Origin of the sequence: Stutzerimonas kunmingensis, from assembly GCF_900114065.1 — a bacterium.
GTDB lineage: Bacteria > Pseudomonadota > Gammaproteobacteria > Pseudomonadales > Pseudomonadaceae > Stutzerimonas > Stutzerimonas kunmingensis.
Window position 1 is genome coordinate 176,765 of the sequence record NZ_FORS01000003.1, and the last position, 14,269, is coordinate 191,033.

Annotated in this window: 18 protein-coding genes and 1 other RNA gene; 11 read left to right on the forward strand and 8 right to left on the reverse strand. The window is 63.5% G+C overall.

The features are described 5' to 3' along the window. Positions 1–47: 47 nt before the first annotated feature. Positions 48–1,307: a murein hydrolase activator EnvC family protein gene (locus BM275_RS08965; protein WP_023444019.1), complete on the reverse strand. Its 1,260-nt coding sequence runs from the start codon at positions 1,305–1,307 to the stop codon at positions 48–50. A 131-nt stretch (positions 1,308–1,438) separates the two neighbouring features. Then, positions 1,439–2,986, reverse strand: coding sequence for a 2,3-bisphosphoglycerate-independent phosphoglycerate mutase (gene gpmI, locus BM275_RS08970; protein ID WP_090520702.1), 1,548 nt, complete (start codon positions 2,984–2,986; stop codon positions 1,439–1,441). A gap of 140 nt (positions 2,987–3,126) precedes the next feature. Here gpmI and BM275_RS08975 point away from each other — a divergent pair, with 140 nt between their 5' ends. From BM275_RS08975 to secB, 3 genes are all read left to right on the forward strand, one after another. Further along, a complete protein-coding gene (locus BM275_RS08975; protein ID WP_014818641.1) occupies positions 3,127–3,540 on the forward strand; it encodes a rhodanese-like domain-containing protein in 414 nt (137 codons plus the stop codon). Between the two features lie 2 nt (positions 3,541–3,542). Next, complete coding sequence (grxC, locus tag BM275_RS08980) at positions 3,543–3,797, forward strand: glutaredoxin 3 (RefSeq protein WP_090520704.1); 255 nt, start codon at positions 3,543–3,545, stop codon at positions 3,795–3,797. Positions 3,798–3,861: 64 nt separating this feature from the next. After that, the gene (gene secB, locus BM275_RS08985) at positions 3,862–4,356 is read left to right on the forward strand and encodes a protein-export chaperone SecB (protein WP_014818643.1); all 495 of its coding nucleotides are present in this window, start codon (positions 3,862–3,864) and stop codon (positions 4,354–4,356) included. Positions 4,357–4,411: 55 nt separating this feature from the next. Here the strand turns inward: secB and BM275_RS08990 are convergent, their stop codons facing one another. Further along, the gene (locus BM275_RS08990; RefSeq protein ID WP_090520706.1) at positions 4,412–5,392 is read right to left on the reverse strand and encodes an NADPH:quinone oxidoreductase family protein; all 981 of its coding nucleotides are present in this window, start codon (positions 5,390–5,392) and stop codon (positions 4,412–4,414) included. 231 nt (positions 5,393–5,623) lie between these two features. Between BM275_RS08990 and BM275_RS08995 the strand changes: the two genes are divergently transcribed. Beyond that, positions 5,624–6,010 (forward strand): flagellar basal body-associated FliL family protein, encoded by a 387-nt coding sequence (locus tag BM275_RS08995; RefSeq protein ID WP_230697652.1) that lies wholly within the window; start codon positions 5,624–5,626, stop codon positions 6,008–6,010. A gap of 1 nt (position 6,011) precedes the next feature. On the opposite strand, the gene BM275_RS09000 is transcribed toward BM275_RS08995, so the two are convergent. Continuing rightward, positions 6,012–6,461, reverse strand: coding sequence for an EVE domain-containing protein (locus BM275_RS09000; protein WP_041015049.1), 450 nt, complete (start codon positions 6,459–6,461; stop codon positions 6,012–6,014). A 195-nt stretch (positions 6,462–6,656) separates the two neighbouring features. On the opposite strand from BM275_RS09000, the gene BM275_RS22255 reads away from it, so the two are divergent. After that, complete coding sequence (locus BM275_RS22255) at positions 6,657–6,809, forward strand: hypothetical protein (protein WP_014818647.1); 153 nt, start codon at positions 6,657–6,659, stop codon at positions 6,807–6,809. Positions 6,810–6,837: 28 nt separating this feature from the next. On the opposite strand, the gene BM275_RS09005 is transcribed toward BM275_RS22255, so the two are convergent. The 4 genes from BM275_RS09005 to BM275_RS09020 form a co-directional block, all read right to left on the reverse strand. After that, positions 6,838–7,440, reverse strand: a complete 603-nt coding sequence (locus BM275_RS09005; protein WP_090520708.1) for a 5-formyltetrahydrofolate cyclo-ligase — start codon at positions 7,438–7,440, stop codon at positions 6,838–6,840. Between the two features lie 6 nt (positions 7,441–7,446). Further along, a non-coding RNA gene (gene ssrS, locus BM275_RS09010) (6S RNA) lies at positions 7,447–7,625 on the reverse strand. A 33-nt stretch (positions 7,626–7,658) separates the two neighbouring features. Beyond that, positions 7,659–7,973, reverse strand: coding sequence for a cell division protein ZapA (locus BM275_RS09015; RefSeq protein WP_003303305.1), 315 nt, complete (start codon positions 7,971–7,973; stop codon positions 7,659–7,661). After that, the gene (locus BM275_RS09020) at positions 7,970–8,179 is read right to left on the reverse strand and encodes a TIGR02449 family protein (RefSeq protein WP_003303302.1); all 210 of its coding nucleotides are present in this window, start codon (positions 8,177–8,179) and stop codon (positions 7,970–7,972) included. The genes BM275_RS09015 and BM275_RS09020 overlap by 4 nt, the downstream gene beginning before the upstream one ends. Before the next feature lie 130 nt (positions 8,180–8,309). Here BM275_RS09020 and BM275_RS09025 point away from each other — a divergent pair, with 130 nt between their 5' ends. The 6 genes from BM275_RS09025 (at position 8,310) to BM275_RS09050 (ending at position 14,240) form a co-directional block, all read left to right on the forward strand. After that, positions 8,310–8,864 carry a YecA/YgfB family protein gene (locus BM275_RS09025; RefSeq protein ID WP_014818649.1) on the forward strand — a complete coding sequence of 185 codons (555 nt, stop codon included), beginning with the start codon at positions 8,310–8,312 and terminating at the stop codon, positions 8,862–8,864. Positions 8,865–8,880: 16 nt separating this feature from the next. Next, positions 8,881–10,215 (forward strand): Xaa-Pro aminopeptidase, encoded by a 1,335-nt coding sequence (gene pepP / locus BM275_RS09030; protein WP_045666866.1) that lies wholly within the window; start codon positions 8,881–8,883, stop codon positions 10,213–10,215. Between the two features lies 1 nt (position 10,216). Then, complete coding sequence (ubiH, locus tag BM275_RS09035) at positions 10,217–11,395, forward strand: 2-octaprenyl-6-methoxyphenyl hydroxylase (protein WP_090520711.1); 1,179 nt, start codon at positions 10,217–10,219, stop codon at positions 11,393–11,395. Between the two features lie 25 nt (positions 11,396–11,420). Further along, complete coding sequence (locus BM275_RS09040) at positions 11,421–11,909, forward strand: DUF4442 domain-containing protein (protein ID WP_090520715.1); 489 nt, start codon at positions 11,421–11,423, stop codon at positions 11,907–11,909. Continuing rightward, positions 11,909–13,129 carry a 2-octaprenyl-3-methyl-6-methoxy-1,4-benzoquinol hydroxylase gene (locus BM275_RS09045; RefSeq protein WP_090520717.1) on the forward strand — a complete coding sequence of 407 codons (1,221 nt, stop codon included), beginning with the start codon at positions 11,909–11,911 and terminating at the stop codon, positions 13,127–13,129. The genes BM275_RS09040 and BM275_RS09045 overlap by 1 nt, the downstream gene beginning before the upstream one ends. 109 nt (positions 13,130–13,238) lie before the next feature. Beyond that, the gene (locus tag BM275_RS09050) at positions 13,239–14,240 is read left to right on the forward strand and encodes an extracellular solute-binding protein (protein ID WP_014818654.1); all 1,002 of its coding nucleotides are present in this window, start codon (positions 13,239–13,241) and stop codon (positions 14,238–14,240) included. Positions 14,241–14,269: the final 29 nt, after the last annotated feature.

Here is a 14,269-nt window from a genome sequence, read left to right on the forward strand (position 1 = left end):
GCGCTTGGTGGTGCGGGCGGCTCGGCAGGACCGAACGCCGCTGATCGCTAACCTTGCGCGCGGCACCATTGGGCAGGATCGCTGGGGCGCCCCTGCTGGCGAATGGCGAAATACAGTGCGGCAGTTTCCTGGCCGCCGCTGGTGCCTACCGTGGCAATTGCGTCGCCGGCCTTGACGATATCGCCGGCGTCGCGCAGCAGGCTCTGGTTGTGGCCATACAGGCTCAGATAACCATTGCCATGGTCGAGGATTACCAGCAGTCCAGCGCCGCGCAGCCAGTCGGCGAACACTACGCGTCCGCCATGGACGGCGCGGACCTGAGTACCGACGCTGGCGCCGATCAGTACGCCGTCCCACTTGGTTCGAGCGTCGCCGCCGCGCGGAGTGCCATAGCGGGCGACGAGACGTCCATCCACCGGCCATGGCAGCTTGCCCTTGGCCTTGGCGAACGGGCCGCCGAAGTTGCCGCCGGCACTGGAAACCAATGGGCCGCTCGGCGCAGTGCTGGCGCCGGGCCGGGATTGTTGTTGCTCCTGACGCTGGCGCTCGGCAAGCAGTTCGCGTTGCCGGGCTTCCTCGGCTTCGCGAGCCTGGCGCGCCAGAGTTTCCTCGATGGTCTTGAGTACCCGTTCGAACTGGGCCTGCTCCTGACGGCGGGCCTGCAGCTTCTGTTCGCGGCTGGACAGGTCGCTGTTGAGCTTGGCCAGAGTTTGCTGTCGCTCCTTGCGCACCTCGGCGAGTTGCTCGCGCCGCTCCAGCAGGCCGTCCTTCTTTTCCGCCAGAAGGTTCTGCTGCGCTTCGATGTCAGTCTCGACTCCGGCCAGTTGGCGCAGGGTCTCGTTGAAGCTGTCGAGCTGTTCGAGGCGCGCCTTGTTCAGGTAGTCGTAATAGGTGATGGTGCGGCTGAATTTTTCCGGGTTCTGCTGGTTGAGCAGCAGCTTGAGGTATTCCTGCCTCCCATTCTGATAGGCGGCGCGGGCCTGCAGCCCGATCAGGCGCTGCTGCTCCAGACGTGCGCCTTCGAGGGTGGTTTTCTCCTCGTTCAGGCGTTCCAGCTCCGCCTCGCTGCGGTCGATCTCCTGCTGCAGGGTGTCGACCTGCTTTTCCAGCTGACCCATCTCGCTTTCGGTGGTCTTCAGCTGCTTCTGAACGCCGGATTTCTCCTGCTCGATCTGCTTGAGCAGTTTCTGCAGTTCGGCAATGTCCTGGCGAGCGGCTTCGATCTGCTGCCGCGCTGCGGCACGTTCGTCCGCCACGGCGGGGCCGAGCAGGCAGAGGAAGGCGAGGGCGAGAAAGGTACGAGGCATTGGAGGGCGTCAACCGAGCGTTATGACCGACGTAGTATGCCTAAAAAGCAAGCTGGAAGCTTGAAGCCTGTAGCGGGAAACGGCGGCTGGCGCCAGCCGCTTCCCGCCCGGCTCGATCAGCTCAGCTCAGCTCAGCTCAGCTCGACGATCGAGCGACCGGTCATCTCCGGCGGTACCGGCATGCCGAGCAGGGTCAGCATGGTTGGCGCGACATCGGCCAGCACGCCGCCTTCGCGGATCGAGACGTTGCGCTTGCCTATATAGATGAAAGGCACTGGCTCACAGGTATGCGCGGTGTGCGCCTGGCCGGTCATGACGTCTTCCATCTGTTCGACGTTGCCGTGGTCGGCGGTCAGCAGCGCTTCGCCACCGACCTTGTCCAGCGCCTCGACGATCCGCCCGACGCAGCTGTCCAGGCATTCCACCGCCTTGACCGCGGCATCGAACACGCCGGTATGACCGACCATGTCGCCGTTGGCGTAGTTGACCACGATAACGTCGTAGCGCTGGTTTTCGATGGCATCGACGATACGATCGGTGACCTCGGGCGCGCTCATCTCGGGTTTCAGGTCGTAGGTGGCGACCTGAGGCGAGGGGATCAGAATGCGCTCTTCGCCGGGGAAGGGCTCTTCGCGGCCGCCGGAGAAGAAGAAAGTGACGTGGGCGTATTTCTCGGTTTCGGCGATGCGCAGCTGGGTCTTGCCGTTGTTGGCCAGGTACTCGCCGAGCACGTTGGTCAGCGCTTCCGGGGCGAAGGCTGCCGGCGCGGGAATGCTCGCGGCGTACTGGGTGAGCATGACGAACTCGGCCAGTTGCGGCACCCGGGCGCGTTCGAATTCATTGAAGCCGGGTTCGACGAAGCAACGGGTCAGCTCGCGGGCGCGGTCGGCACGGAAGTTCATGAACACCACGGCGTCGCCATCCTCGACGCGCACCGGTTCGCCGACGGTGGTCGCCTTGACGAATTCGTCGCTTTCGCCACGCTCGTAGGCGGCGATCAGGCCATCCACGGCGTAGTCGGAGCGGTACTCCGCCTTGCCGTCGACGATCAGCTCGTAGGCCTGCTGCACGCGGTCCCAGCGGTTGTCGCGGTCCATGGCGAAGTAGCGGCCGATCAGGCTGGCGATACGGCCCTTGCCCAGGCGGGTGAAGGTGGCCTGAAGCAGTTCGATGGAGTGCTGTGCACTCTTCGGTGGTGTGTCGCGGCCGTCGAGGAAGGCATGCAGGTAGATCTTCTCGGCGCCGCGCTGGGCCGCCAGCTCGGCCATGGCGACCAGATGATCCTGATGGCTGTGCACGCCACCGTCGGAGAGCAGGCCGAGGATGTGCACCGCCTTGCCGGCCCCCGCGGCCTTGTCGACGGCGGCACAGATGGTCGGGTTGGCGAAGAACTCGCCATCACGGATCGCCTTGGTCACCCGGGTGAAGTCCTGATACACCACGCGCCCGGCACCCAGGTTCATGTGGCCGACCTCGGAGTTGCCCATCTGCCCGTCCGGCAGACCGACATCCATGCCGCTGCCAGAGATCAATCCGTGCGGCTGGCTGGCCAGCAGGCGATCGTAGACCGGCTTGCGGGCGGCGTGGATGGCGTTGAAGTCCGGGCTGTCGCTGTGCCCGAAGCCATCGAGAATGATCAGTACCAGGGGTTTGGGCGTGGCGGTGGGGGCGACGGACATGCTTTCGGGCTCCTTGCACGGGGGCGGAAAAGGGCAGCCAGTCTACTGGCTGGCCGGGGCGAGGTCACGAATCATCAGGGTTCAGCCGGTAGGAGGGGCTGTGTATACTGGCCCGCATTTTATCGTCCGGGTACCCGTTGATGCTCGCTAACCTGATTGAATTTGTCTCTAACCACTATGTACTCAGCAGCCTGTTCGTGGTGCTGTTGATCCTTCTGTTCATCACCGAGACCCGCAAGGGTGGCAAGAGCCTGAGCAATCGCGAACTGACGGCACTGGTCAACAGTGGCGAGGGCGTGGTGTTGGACGTGCGCGTCAAGAAGGAGTTCGACGCCGGTCATATCGTCGATGCATTGAACATTCCCTACGAGAAGCTGGTCAGCCGCACAGGCGAGCTGGAAAAGCACAAGGCCAAGACCATCATCGTGGTCGACGCCATGGGGCAGCACGCCGGAACGGCCTGCCGTGAGCTGCAGAAGGCAGGCTTCACCGCCGCCAAGTTGTCGGGAGGGATTTCCAGCTGGCGCGGCGACAATCTGCCAGTGGTCAAGTAATCATGCCCAGCGTCGTCATCTATACCACCGCCTGGTGCCCGTTCTGTATCCGCGCCAAGGCGCTGCTCGATCGCAAGGGTGTCGCCTACGAGGAAATTCCCGTGGATGGCAACCCGTCCCTGCGCGCCGAGATGGCCAGCAAGGCCGGACGCACCTCGGTGCCGCAGATATGGATCGGCGACAAGCACGTCGGCGGCTGCGATGAGCTCCACGCTCTGGAGCGCGCCGGACGTCTCGACCCGTTGCTGCAGGCTTGAGGCCGGCAACGCGGGTCTGCGAACAATTCAAACGACACGCACAACTGGATAGAAGGTTGCAGAAATGACCGAACAAGCTAACAACGGCGGCGCAGCGTCGCAGAACGAACAGGGCGCGCAGTTCTCCCTGCAGCGCATCTACGTCCGCGACCTGTCCTTCGAAGCGCCGAAGAGCCCGGAAATTTTCCGTCAGGAATGGAATCCGAGTGTCGCGCTGGACCTGAACACCAAGCAGAAGGCGCTTGAGGGCGACTTCCATGAAGTCGTGCTGACCCTTTCGGTCACCGTGAAGACCGGCGAAGAAGTTGCGTTCATTGCCGAAGTGCAGCAGGCCGGGATCTTCCTGATCAAGGGTCTGGAAGCGGCTGCGATGAGCCACACCCTTGGCGCGTTCTGCCCGAACATCCTCTTCCCTTACGCCCGTGAGGCGCTGGACAGCCTGGTGACCCGCGGTTCGTTCCCGGCGCTGATGCTGGCTCCGGTGAACTTCGACGCACTCTACGCCCAGGAAATGGCGCGCATGCAGAGCGCCGGCGAAGCCCCCAGCACCGCCCACTGATCCATGCGGATCATGCAGGAAGCGTCTGACGCTTCCTGCATTTCCCTTCTGCGCATTAGCGCACCTGCACCACCAGCTTGCCGACCGCCTTGCGCTGCCCCAGCGTGGCGATAGCCTGGCCAGCCTCTTCCAGCGCAAAGCGTTGCGATACCAGCGGCTTGAGCTTGCCTTCTGCATGCCAGGCGAACAGCTGACGGAAATTCGCGGCGTTGTCCTGCGGTTGACGCTGGGCGAAGGCGCCCCAGAACACGCCGATCAGTGCGGCACCCTTGAGCAGCGGCAGGTTGGCCGGCAACGCCGGAATGTCGCCACCGGCGGCGAAACCCACCACCAGCATGCGGCCGTTCCAGGCGATGCTGCGGAACGCTTCCTCGAACAGCTTACCGCCCACCGGATCGTAGATGACATCCACACCCTGGCCGCCGGTGAGTTCCTTCAGGCGCTCCTTCAGGCTGACTTCGCTGTAATTGATCAGTTCGTCGGCGCCGGCATTCTTCGCCACCTCCAGCTTTTCGGCGCTGGAGGCGGCGGCGATGACTCGCGCGCCCATGGCCTTGCCGATCTCCACGGCAGCCAGGCCGACGCCTCCGGAGGCACCGAGCACCAGCAAGGTCTCGCCGGGTTGCAGATTGGCGCGCTGCTTGAGCGCATGCATCGATGTGCCATAGGTCATGCTGAAGGCGGCAGCGGTCTCGAAGTCCATGCTCGGCGGGATTGGCAGTGCGTTGGTACCGGCCACGGCAACCTGTTCGGCAAAGCTGCCCCAGCCGGTGAGCGCCATGACCCGGTCGCCGACCTTGAGGTGGCTGACCTTCTCTCCGACTGCGGCAATCACGCCGGCCGCCTCGCCGCCGGGCGAGAACGGGAACGGCGGCTTGAACTGATACTTGCCCTCGATCATCAGCGTGTCAGGGAAATTCACCCCGGCGGCATGCACGTCGAGCAGGATCTCGCTCGGCTTGATCTGAGGGGAGGGGGCATCTTCGACAACCAGGCTTTCGGGCGGGCCGAAGCTTTTGCATAGGACGGCTTTCATCGCTTTTCCTTGTTCGACTGGTCGGACGCTTGCCGCCCGACATGGGATGGCTCGACTGCTCAGGACTTTCCAGTCTAGGAGCGCTGCGTGGCGAGGCAATCAGCATCGTTCACTGTAATGGCGGCGTATAAGTGGCAGGCGGTTGCGCGATAGGCTTGGGTGGGCCGCGGCGACTGGTTATGCTGGCGCAGGAATCCCTTGGAGCAGTACCGCGTGAAATACCTCATCTCGATGTTTTTCTGCCTCGCCCTGGCTGGGCCCGCGCTGGCTGAGGAGCCGGCCGAAGACGCCGCCGCCACGCAGACACTCTATTACGCGCTGACGCCTGCGATGGTTGGCAACTACGGCTCCGGCGAGCGACTGAAGTACTACAAGGCCGATGTTGCGCTGCGTATCTCCAGCAAGGAGGTGGAGGATCGGGTCAAGCATCACGAGCCGCTGATTCGCCATCAGCTGGTGATGCTGTTTTCCCAGCAGACCGACGAGACGCTGAGCGGCCCCGAAGCCAAGGAACAGCTGCGTCAGGAAGCCTTGCGCCAGGTGCGCGAGGTGCTGGAGCAGGAAGAAGGCAAACCGCTGGTGGATGATCTGCTGTTCAACAATCTGATCATCCAGTAGCTCAGCGCATCGCCAGGATTGCCTGCCATTCGTCTTCGCTGACCGGCATCACCGACAGGCGGCTTCCTTTCTTCACCAGTGCCAGTTCGTGCAGTGCTGGCTCGGTTTTCAGTCGCGCCAATTTCAACGGTGTCGCAAAGGCGTCGACGAACTCGACATCGACCGCGCTCCACGGATTTGCATCATCGCGAGCCTTGGCATCGTGATAGGGGCTGGCAGGGTCGAGGGCAGTGGGATCGGGATAGGCGCTGCGACTGATCCTGCCAATGCCGGCGATTCCTGGCTCGGCGCAACTGGAGTGATAGAAGAAGAACTGATCGCCTTCCTGCATCTGGCGCATGAAGTTTCTCGCCTGGTAGTTGCGTACACCGTCCCAGCGTCCGTGACCCATTTTTTTCAGGTCCCGGATGGAAAATTCGTCGGGTTCGGACTTCATTAGCCAGTAAGGCATGAACCTTGCTCTCCCATCAGACGGTTCGATCAGACCATGATGGCAAAATCTCCGACAATCGGCTGCAATACCTGTTTGCGTGGTGCCGACGCTTCACGGAAAATGCCGCAGCTGTAAGGTGGCCTATCGAGTCCTAGAACGAAAACACATCGACTCGACGCAAGCATTTCGCCTGGTAGGGGGAGGCGAACACAAATGAAACGTAAGCCCGATATTCTGTGGATTTTGGTCTTTATCTTTGGTCTCGGCGTAGTCACCACGGGCTATACGCAGAGTCTGTGGGATCAGCACGATGGCGCGGCCGGCATGGCCCCGGTCATTCAGGTGCAGCAGGCTCAGCAGCGATGACCTCGTGCCGCATGGACGCGGCGTTCCATCACCCGGCGTACCAGCCCTGGTCCGTCACCGTAGCCTGAAGCGCTACATCCCAGCTCTCCAGCGGCAGTCGATCGACGCGCTGACATTCATGAGCCAGTCCCAACAATGTCGGTTTGTGACTTTTTTTGCGCATGGCGCGATACGCCAGGCTGCGATCATAGAAGCCGCCACCCATGCCAAGCCGTCCGCCCTTTCCGTCGAAGCCCACCAGTGGCATGAGCAGCAGGTCCAGCGCCCAGACGCGGCGTTGCCGAGCGGTCCGGATCACGGGTTCCAGAATGCCGAAGCGGTTGCGGCGCAGCTGTTCGCCGGGCTCGATGCGCTGGAACACAATGCGCGTACGTGGCCAGGGGTTGAGTACCGGAAGATAGGTTGCCTTGCCGCGGCGCTGAGCCGCTTGCAGCAGTAGGCGCGGATCGATTTCGCCATCATTGGGCAGGTACAGGGCGATATGCTGCGCGCGCCGAAACAGGGGATGCTGAACCAGCTGCCGATAGAGGCGGCGAGCGGCCAGGCGCTGCTGGGCCGGTGTCAGTTGGCGCCGAGCGTGGCGCAGCTTGCGGCGTAGCGCCGGGCGCGAAAGGCCTTCGGCTACGATCATCAGAAGTGGCTCCCCAGCATGCCGCTGCCAGCGTAGGCCCTTGAACCCGAGAGTTCAAGGTGGCGACTACAGAGTACCTTAAGGCTTTCCGTCAGGCGGACATGCACACCGGCACCACGTGTAGCCTCCATGGTGTTGCTTATCGGGAGAGGGTCATCGCCGACTGGCGAACATGCCAGGGAGTTGGGCGGAGTATAACGCAAACCGGCTGCCGTTGATCAGTTGCCGGAAGGGTTCGGGTCGGTGGCCAGTGCGCTGTCGACGCGCTCCAGCAGCATGCGTACGTGCTCGCGCGCGCTGTTGGCTTCGGCATCCAGGCGATCATGCTTGTGTAGCAGTTCGTGGGTGATGTTCAGTGCCGCCATCACCGCGACGCGGTCGGCGCCAATGACTTTGCCGCTGCTGCGGATCTCGCGCATCTTGCGATCCAGATAGCGGGCCGCGCCTTCAAGATTGCTGCGTTCCTCTGGCGGACAGGCAATGCAATATTCCTTGTCCATGATGTGCACGGTGACGGTGTTCGGCTGGGTCATGAGTCCTGCTCCAGGGCTTTCAGGCGCGAAATCATTGATTCGACCTTCAAGCGGGCCATTTCGTTCTTTTCGATCAGATGAGCGCGCTCTTCACGCCAGTTCCGCTCGTTGGCCAGTAGCAGGTGGTTCTGCGCCTTGAGCTGTTCGATGCGCTGAATCAGCTGCTCCAGCTTGGTGGTCAGCGCTTTCAGATCGGCGTCTTCCATGGGATTCCTGTTGGGGCACTGAGTGAAGACGGAGGCGATGCCCGGGGGCTTCGATGGTCTTGCCGCGGCCGCCGGTGCTAGGATACGAAGCCTTCATTCTAGTCATTGCGCCATCGTGCGCCTAGCCGCCATGTCCATTCAGAATTCCCCATATGCCGCTTTCGCCACACTTCTGGCTGGCGCACCGCAAACTGTTTCTCCTGCCGAATTGCATGGCCTGTTGCTCGGGCGCAGCTGCGCCGGTGCCGGCTTCGATGTCGAACCCTGGCTGACCGATGCCTCGGACCTGCTTGGCGAAGCGCCGCAGGACAATATCCGTCAGGCCTTGATCGGCCTGCAGGAGATGGTCAAGGGTGAGCTCGCCGGCGACGACATCGCCGTCGTTCTGCTGCTGCCCAGCGATGATGCGCCGCTGGCCGAGCGCGCTGTCGCGCTGGGCCAGTGGTGCCAGGGCTTTCTCGCCGGCTTCGGTCTGACCGCTGGTGACCGCGCGCTGAGCGCCGAGGCCATGGAAGTACTGCAGGATCTCTCGGCCATCGCGCAGATTCAGGACTCGCTGGAAGAGTCCGAAGACGGCGAGACCGATTACATGGAAGTGATGGAGTACCTGCGCGTGGCGCCCTTGCTGCTGTTCACCGAGTGCGCCAAGCCGGTACCTGCTGCTCCGAAACCTTCCCTGCACTGAGGAAATCGTTCCGCTCATGACTCGCATCCCGAAATCGGAATACGCCCGTCGACGCAAGGCGCTGATGGAGCAGATGGAACCCAACAGCATCGCCATTTTGCCGGCGGCGCCGATGTATATCCGCAACCGCGATGTCGAGCATGTCTACCGCCAGGATAGCGACTTTCAGTATCTGTCCGGCTTCCCCGAACCGGAGGCGGTGATCGCGCTGATTCCCGGGCGTGAGCATGGCGAATATGTGCTGTTCTGCCGCGAACGCGACCCCGAACGCGAGCTGTGGGATGGCCTGCGTGCCGGGCAGGACGGCGCGATAAGTGAATACGGTGCCGACGATGCCTTTCCCATCGGCGACATCGACGACATCCTCCCCGGGCTGATCGAAGGCCGCGACCGTGTCTACTACGCCATCGGCACCAACGAAGCCTTCGATCATCGGCTGATGGAGTGGATCAAGACCATTCGCGCCAAGGCGCGCCAGGGCGCGCAGCCGCCCAGCGAGTTCGTCGCGCTCGATCACTTGCTGCACGACATGCGCCTGTACAAGTCGAGTAACGAAGTGAAGGTGATGAAGCATGCCGCGGAGATTTCCGCCCGTGCGCACATCCGTGCCATGCAGGCCAGCCGCGCCGGCCTGTTCGAGTACCACCTGGAAGCCGAGCTGGATTACGAGTTCCGTAAGGGAGGGGCGAAGATGCCCGCTTACGGCAGCATCGTCGCCGCGGGTCGCAATGCCTGCATCCTGCATTACCGCGAGAACGATGCGCCGCTGAAGGATGGCGACCTGGTGCTGATCGATGCCGGTTGCGAAATCGACTGCTATGCCAGCGACATTACCCGCACCTTTCCGGTCAACGGCCGCTTCTCGCCCGAGCAGAAGGCCATTTACGAACTGGTGCTCAAGGCCAACGAAGAGGCTTTCAAGCACATCGCACCCGGCAAGCACTGGAACGAGGCCCACGAGGCCACCGTACGGGTCATCACCGCCGGGCTGGTCGAGCTGGGCCTGTTGCAGGGTGAGGTCGACGAACTGATCGCAAGCGAGGCTTACAAACCCTTCTACATGCACCGCGCCGGGCACTGGCTGGGCATGGACGTGCATGACGTCGGCGACTACAAGATCGGCGGCGAGTGGCGCGTGCTCGAGCCGGGCATGTCGATGACCGTCGAGCCGGGCATCTATATTGCCGTGGACAATCAGAACGTCGCCAAGAAGTGGCGCGGCATCGGCGTGCGCATCGAGGATGACGTGGTGGTGACCCGGACCGGCTGCGAAATCCTCACCGGTGGCGTGCCGAAGAGCGTTGCCGAGATCGAGGCGCTGATGGCCGCCGCTCGTGAGCAGGTCGCCTGACATGCAGAGCCTGGCGATCATCGGTGGCGGGTTGGTCGGTGCCAGTCTCGCGTTGGCCTTGCAGGATGGCGCCCGGGAGCGCGGCTGGTGCATCCATCTGATCGAGCCGTTCGAGCCCGGCCACGAGTACCAGCCGAGCTATGACGCGCGCTCTACGGCGCTGTCCTACGGCACTCGGCTGATCTACCAGCGCCTGGGCCTATGGGAACACATCGCCGAGCGCGCCGAGCCGATTCTGCGCATTCATGTATCCGAGCGTGGCAGTTTCGGGGCGGCACGCCTCGATTGCACACGCGAAGGCGTCGAGGCGCTGGGTTACGTGGTCGAGAACGCCTGGATCGGGCATTGCCTGTGGCAGGCGCTGGATGATCAGGTGGTGATCCGTCACTGTCCGGCCGAGGTCGAGCGACTGGAGCCCGGCGCCACCGGTTACCGGTTGAGCTTTACCGATGGTCAGCAGCTGGAGTGCGACCTCACCGTGCTCGCAGATGGTGGCCGCTCCGGGCTGCGCGAGCAGCTTGGCATCCAGGTGTCGCGCCGGCCGTACGGCCAGACCGCCCTGATCGCCAACATCACGCCAGGCAAACCGCACGGCGGTCTGGCGTTCGAGCGCTTCACTGAAGATGGCCCGATGGCGCTGCTGCCGCTGCAGGATGATCGCTGTGCGCTGGTATGGACGCGCTCCCAGGTCGATGCCGCGCGCCTGGCGCAGGCACACGAGGCGGTTTTCCTCGGTGAACTGCAGGAAGCCTTCGGTTATCGCCTGGGCGCGTTGCAGCAGGTCGGTGCCCGGCATCTGTATCCGCTGACGCTGATCGAGGCCGAAGAGCAGGTACGTTCGGGTCTGGTGGTGCTCGGCAACGCGGCGCACAGCCTGCACCCGATCGCCGGGCAGGGCTACAACCTGTCGCTGCGTGATGTGGAGGCACTGAGCGTCGCTTTGCTGCGCAGCGACGCCGCGCTGGGCGACCTGGCGGTGCTGCAGGAGTACGCCCGCAGGCAGCGCTTCGATCAGCGCGTGACGGTCGGTTTCTCCGATCAGGTCACCCGGCTGTTCGGTGATTCCGGTCGGCTGGTCGCGGCCGGACGCAGTCTCGGTCTGCTCGGGCTGGACCTCATGCCCGCCGCCAAGCGTTGGTTTGCGCGCCAGGCGATGGGCCTGGGCACTCGCGCTGGCTGAAAAGCGGCAACCAAAAGGACTCGGCATGAGCGGCTCCCGTTTGGCGCGCAAGGCGCGGTTTCTGCGCTGGGCCATGAATTTCTACCCGCCATACATCGGAGCCGGTGTTCGGGTGCGGCACATCAGCGCGGATATGCGCCTGGTTCAGGTCAAGATGGTGCTGCGCTGGTACAACCGCAATTATGTCGGTACGCAGTTCGGCGGCTCGCTGTATTCGATGGTCGACCCGTTCTTCGTGCTGATGCTGATGGAGAGTCTCGGGCGCGACTACATCGTCTGGGACAAGGCGGCCAACATAGAATTCGTCAGCCCCGGGCGCGGCGCGGTCTACGCCGAATTCGCCATCAGCGACAGGCTGCTGGATGAGATCCGCGCGCACACGGCCGACGGCAGTAAGTACCTGCCCAGAATGCATGTCGAAGTGCGCGACGGCGAGGGCACGCTGGTGGCACGGGTGCAGAAGACCCTCTACATACGACTCAAGCCGCGGGCGCGGCAGCCAGGAGAGAAGTGATGCAAGCGGATCTGATCATCGTGGGTGCCGGCATGGTCGGCAGTACCCTGGCACTCGCCCTCGAAGGTTGCGGGCTGAAGATCGTCGTGCTCGATGCGAGCCCGCTCGAGATCGTCGACTTCGACCCGCAGGGCGCCTTCGAACCGCGGGTCAGTGCGCTGTCCGCAGCCAGCCAGCGCATCCTGCAGCGGGTCGGTGCCTGGCCGGGCATCGCCGCGCGCCGCGCGAGTCCCTACACCGACATGCACGTATGGGACGGCTCGGGCACGGGGCAGATTCATTTCTCCGCCGAGACCGTGCACGCGGAAGTGCTCGGGCATATCGTCGAGAACCGTGTAGTGCAGGACTCGCTGCTGGACGCGATGCAGCGCCGCGGCGGACTGCAGCTGATCGGCGACGCGCGCGTCGAGCAGCTGGCGCGCACCCCTGACGGTTGGCAGCTGACGCTGGTCGACGGCCGCGAGTTGCGTACGCCCCTGCTGATTGCGGCGGATGGCGCCAACTCGGCGATTCGCCGCCTGGCTGGTTGCGAAACCCGCGAATGGGATTATCTGCATCAGGCCATCGTCACCAGCGTGCGTTGCAGCGAGCCGCACCAGCGTACGGCCTGGCAGCGCTTCACCGATGACGGCCCCCTGGCGTTTCTGCCGCTCGAGCGCGATGGCGACCAGCACTGGTGCTCGATTGTCTGGTCGGTTACTGAAGCTGAAGCCAGGCGGCTCATGGCGCTGGATGACGCGGCATTCCGAACGGCGCTTGGTCGAGCCTTCGAGGAGCGCCTGGGCGAAGTGCTCGAGGTCGATCCGCGGCTGTGCATCCCGCTGCGCCAACGCCATGCCAAACGCTATGTGCAGCCGGGTCTGGCGTTGATCGGCGATGCCGCACACACCATTCATCCGTTGGCGGGGCAGGGCGTGAATCTTGGTCTGCTGGATGCCGCCGTGATGGCGGAAGTGCTCAAGGCGGCGATTGCCCGCGGTGAGCGGGTGGCCGATGTGCAGGTGCTGAGCCGCTTCGAGCGTCGGCGCATGCCGCACAACTTGGCGATGATGGCAGCCATGGAAGGCTTCGAACGGCTGTTCCAGGCTGATCCACTGCCGCTGCGCTGGCTGCGCAATACCGGTCTCAAGGCCGTACAGGCGCTACCGGAGGCGAAGGCGCTGTTCGTTCGTCAGGCGCTCGGATTGAGCGGCGATCTGCCGGAACTGGCCAAGCCCTGATATCAGATTGATATTTACAAAACATTACCTGCACGATTTGTCGCATTGAGAAGGTAAATAACATTCACTACTATTCAGCCTCTGTTCCAACTCACCAAGAGGCTGTTCCATGCAGGCAAGCAAAGGTTTACTCGCCGCCCTGGCGCTGACGGCGCTGTCGGGTGCCGTCCAGGCTGCCGACGAAGTAGTGGTCTACTCCTCGCGTATCGATGAGCTGATCAAGCCGGTGTTCGACGCCTACACCGAGAAGACCGGTGTAGCGATCAAGTTCATCACCGACAAGGAAGCCCCGCTGATGGCCCGCATCAAGGCCGAAGGCGCGAACACCCCGGCGGACCTTCTGCTCACCGTCGATGGCGGCAACCTCTGGCAAGCCGAGGAAATGGGCATCCTGCAGCCGCTGAACTCTCAGGTGGTCAAGGACAACATCCCGGCCCAGTATCGTTCCTCCAATGACGCTTGGACCGGCCTGTCGCTGCGCGCACGGACCATCGTCTACTCGCCGGAGCGGGTCAAGGACGGCGAGCTGAGCACTTACGAGGCGCTGGCCGACGAGCGTTGGGACGGCCGCCTGTGCCTGCGCACCAGCAAGAAGGTGTACAACCAGTCGCTGACTGCGACCATGATCGAGACTCACGGCGCCGAGAAGACCGAAGAGATCATCAAGGGCTGGGTCGGCAATCTCGCCACCGACGTCTTCGCCGACGACACGGCGCTGGTGCAGGCCGTCGACGCCGGGCAATGCGATGCCGGCATCGTCAACACGTACTACTTCGGTCGTCTGCACGCGCAGAACCCGCAGCTCAAGGCCAAGCTGTTCTGGCCGAACCAGGAAGACCGCGGCGTGCACGTCAACCTGTCGGGCATCGGCCTGACCAAGCACGCACCGAACGCGGACGCCGCGCGCAAGCTGGTGGAGTGGATGACCAGCGAAGAGGCGCAGAGCATCTTCGCCGACATCAACATGGAGTACCCGGCCAACCCGAGCGTGAAGCCGTCTGCCGAAGTGGCGGCATGGGGCGAGTTCAAGGCCGACACCATTCCGGTGGAAGTGGCCGGCAAGCGCCAGGCCGAAGCCATCAAGCTGATGGACCGCGCCGGCTGGAACTGATCAGCCCTCCGCGCTTGCAGCGGTGACGT

Excerpts from the sequence above, each read along its gene's own strand:
- BM275_RS09050 (WP_014818654.1), top strand. The coding sequence starts at position 13,239 with ATGCAGGCAAGCAAAGGTTTACTCGCCGCCCTGGCGCTGACGGCGCTG.
- BM275_RS09000 (WP_041015049.1), bottom strand. The coding sequence starts at position 6,461 with ATGCCTTACTGGCTAATGAAGTCCGAACCCGACGAATTTTCCATCCGG.
- BM275_RS09025 (WP_014818649.1), top strand. The coding sequence starts at position 8,310 with ATGTCCATTCAGAATTCCCCATATGCCGCTTTCGCCACACTTCTGGCT.
- BM275_RS09015 (WP_003303305.1), bottom strand. The coding sequence starts at position 7,973 with ATGACCCAGCCGAACACCGTCACCGTGCACATCATGGACAAGGAATAT.
- BM275_RS08995 (WP_230697652.1), top strand. The coding sequence starts at position 5,624 with ATGTTTTTCTGCCTCGCCCTGGCTGGGCCCGCGCTGGCTGAGGAGCCG.
- BM275_RS08965 (WP_023444019.1), bottom strand. The coding sequence starts at position 1,307 with ATGCCTCGTACCTTTCTCGCCCTCGCCTTCCTCTGCCTGCTCGGCCCC.
- BM275_RS09040 (WP_090520715.1), top strand. The coding sequence starts at position 11,421 with ATGAGCGGCTCCCGTTTGGCGCGCAAGGCGCGGTTTCTGCGCTGGGCC.
- gpmI (WP_090520702.1), bottom strand. The coding sequence starts at position 2,986 with ATGTCCGTCGCCCCCACCGCCACGCCCAAACCCCTGGTACTGATCATT.
- BM275_RS22255 (WP_014818647.1), top strand. The coding sequence starts at position 6,657 with ATGAAACGTAAGCCCGATATTCTGTGGATTTTGGTCTTTATCTTTGGT.
- BM275_RS09005 (WP_090520708.1), bottom strand. The coding sequence starts at position 7,440 with ATGATCGTAGCCGAAGGCCTTTCGCGCCCGGCGCTACGCCGCAAGCTG.
- BM275_RS09020 (WP_003303302.1), bottom strand. The coding sequence starts at position 8,179 with ATGGAAGACGCCGATCTGAAAGCGCTGACCACCAAGCTGGAGCAGCTG.
- BM275_RS08990 (WP_090520706.1), bottom strand. The coding sequence starts at position 5,392 with ATGAAAGCCGTCCTATGCAAAAGCTTCGGCCCGCCCGAAAGCCTGGTT.
- secB (WP_014818643.1), top strand. The coding sequence starts at position 3,862 with ATGACCGAACAAGCTAACAACGGCGGCGCAGCGTCGCAGAACGAACAG.
- BM275_RS09045 (WP_090520717.1), top strand. The coding sequence starts at position 11,909 with ATGCAAGCGGATCTGATCATCGTGGGTGCCGGCATGGTCGGCAGTACC.
- BM275_RS08975 (WP_014818641.1), top strand. The coding sequence starts at position 3,127 with ATGCTCGCTAACCTGATTGAATTTGTCTCTAACCACTATGTACTCAGC.
- grxC (WP_090520704.1), top strand. The coding sequence starts at position 3,543 with ATGCCCAGCGTCGTCATCTATACCACCGCCTGGTGCCCGTTCTGTATC.
- ubiH (WP_090520711.1), top strand. The coding sequence starts at position 10,217 with ATGCAGAGCCTGGCGATCATCGGTGGCGGGTTGGTCGGTGCCAGTCTC.
- pepP (WP_045666866.1), top strand. The coding sequence starts at position 8,881 with ATGACTCGCATCCCGAAATCGGAATACGCCCGTCGACGCAAGGCGCTG.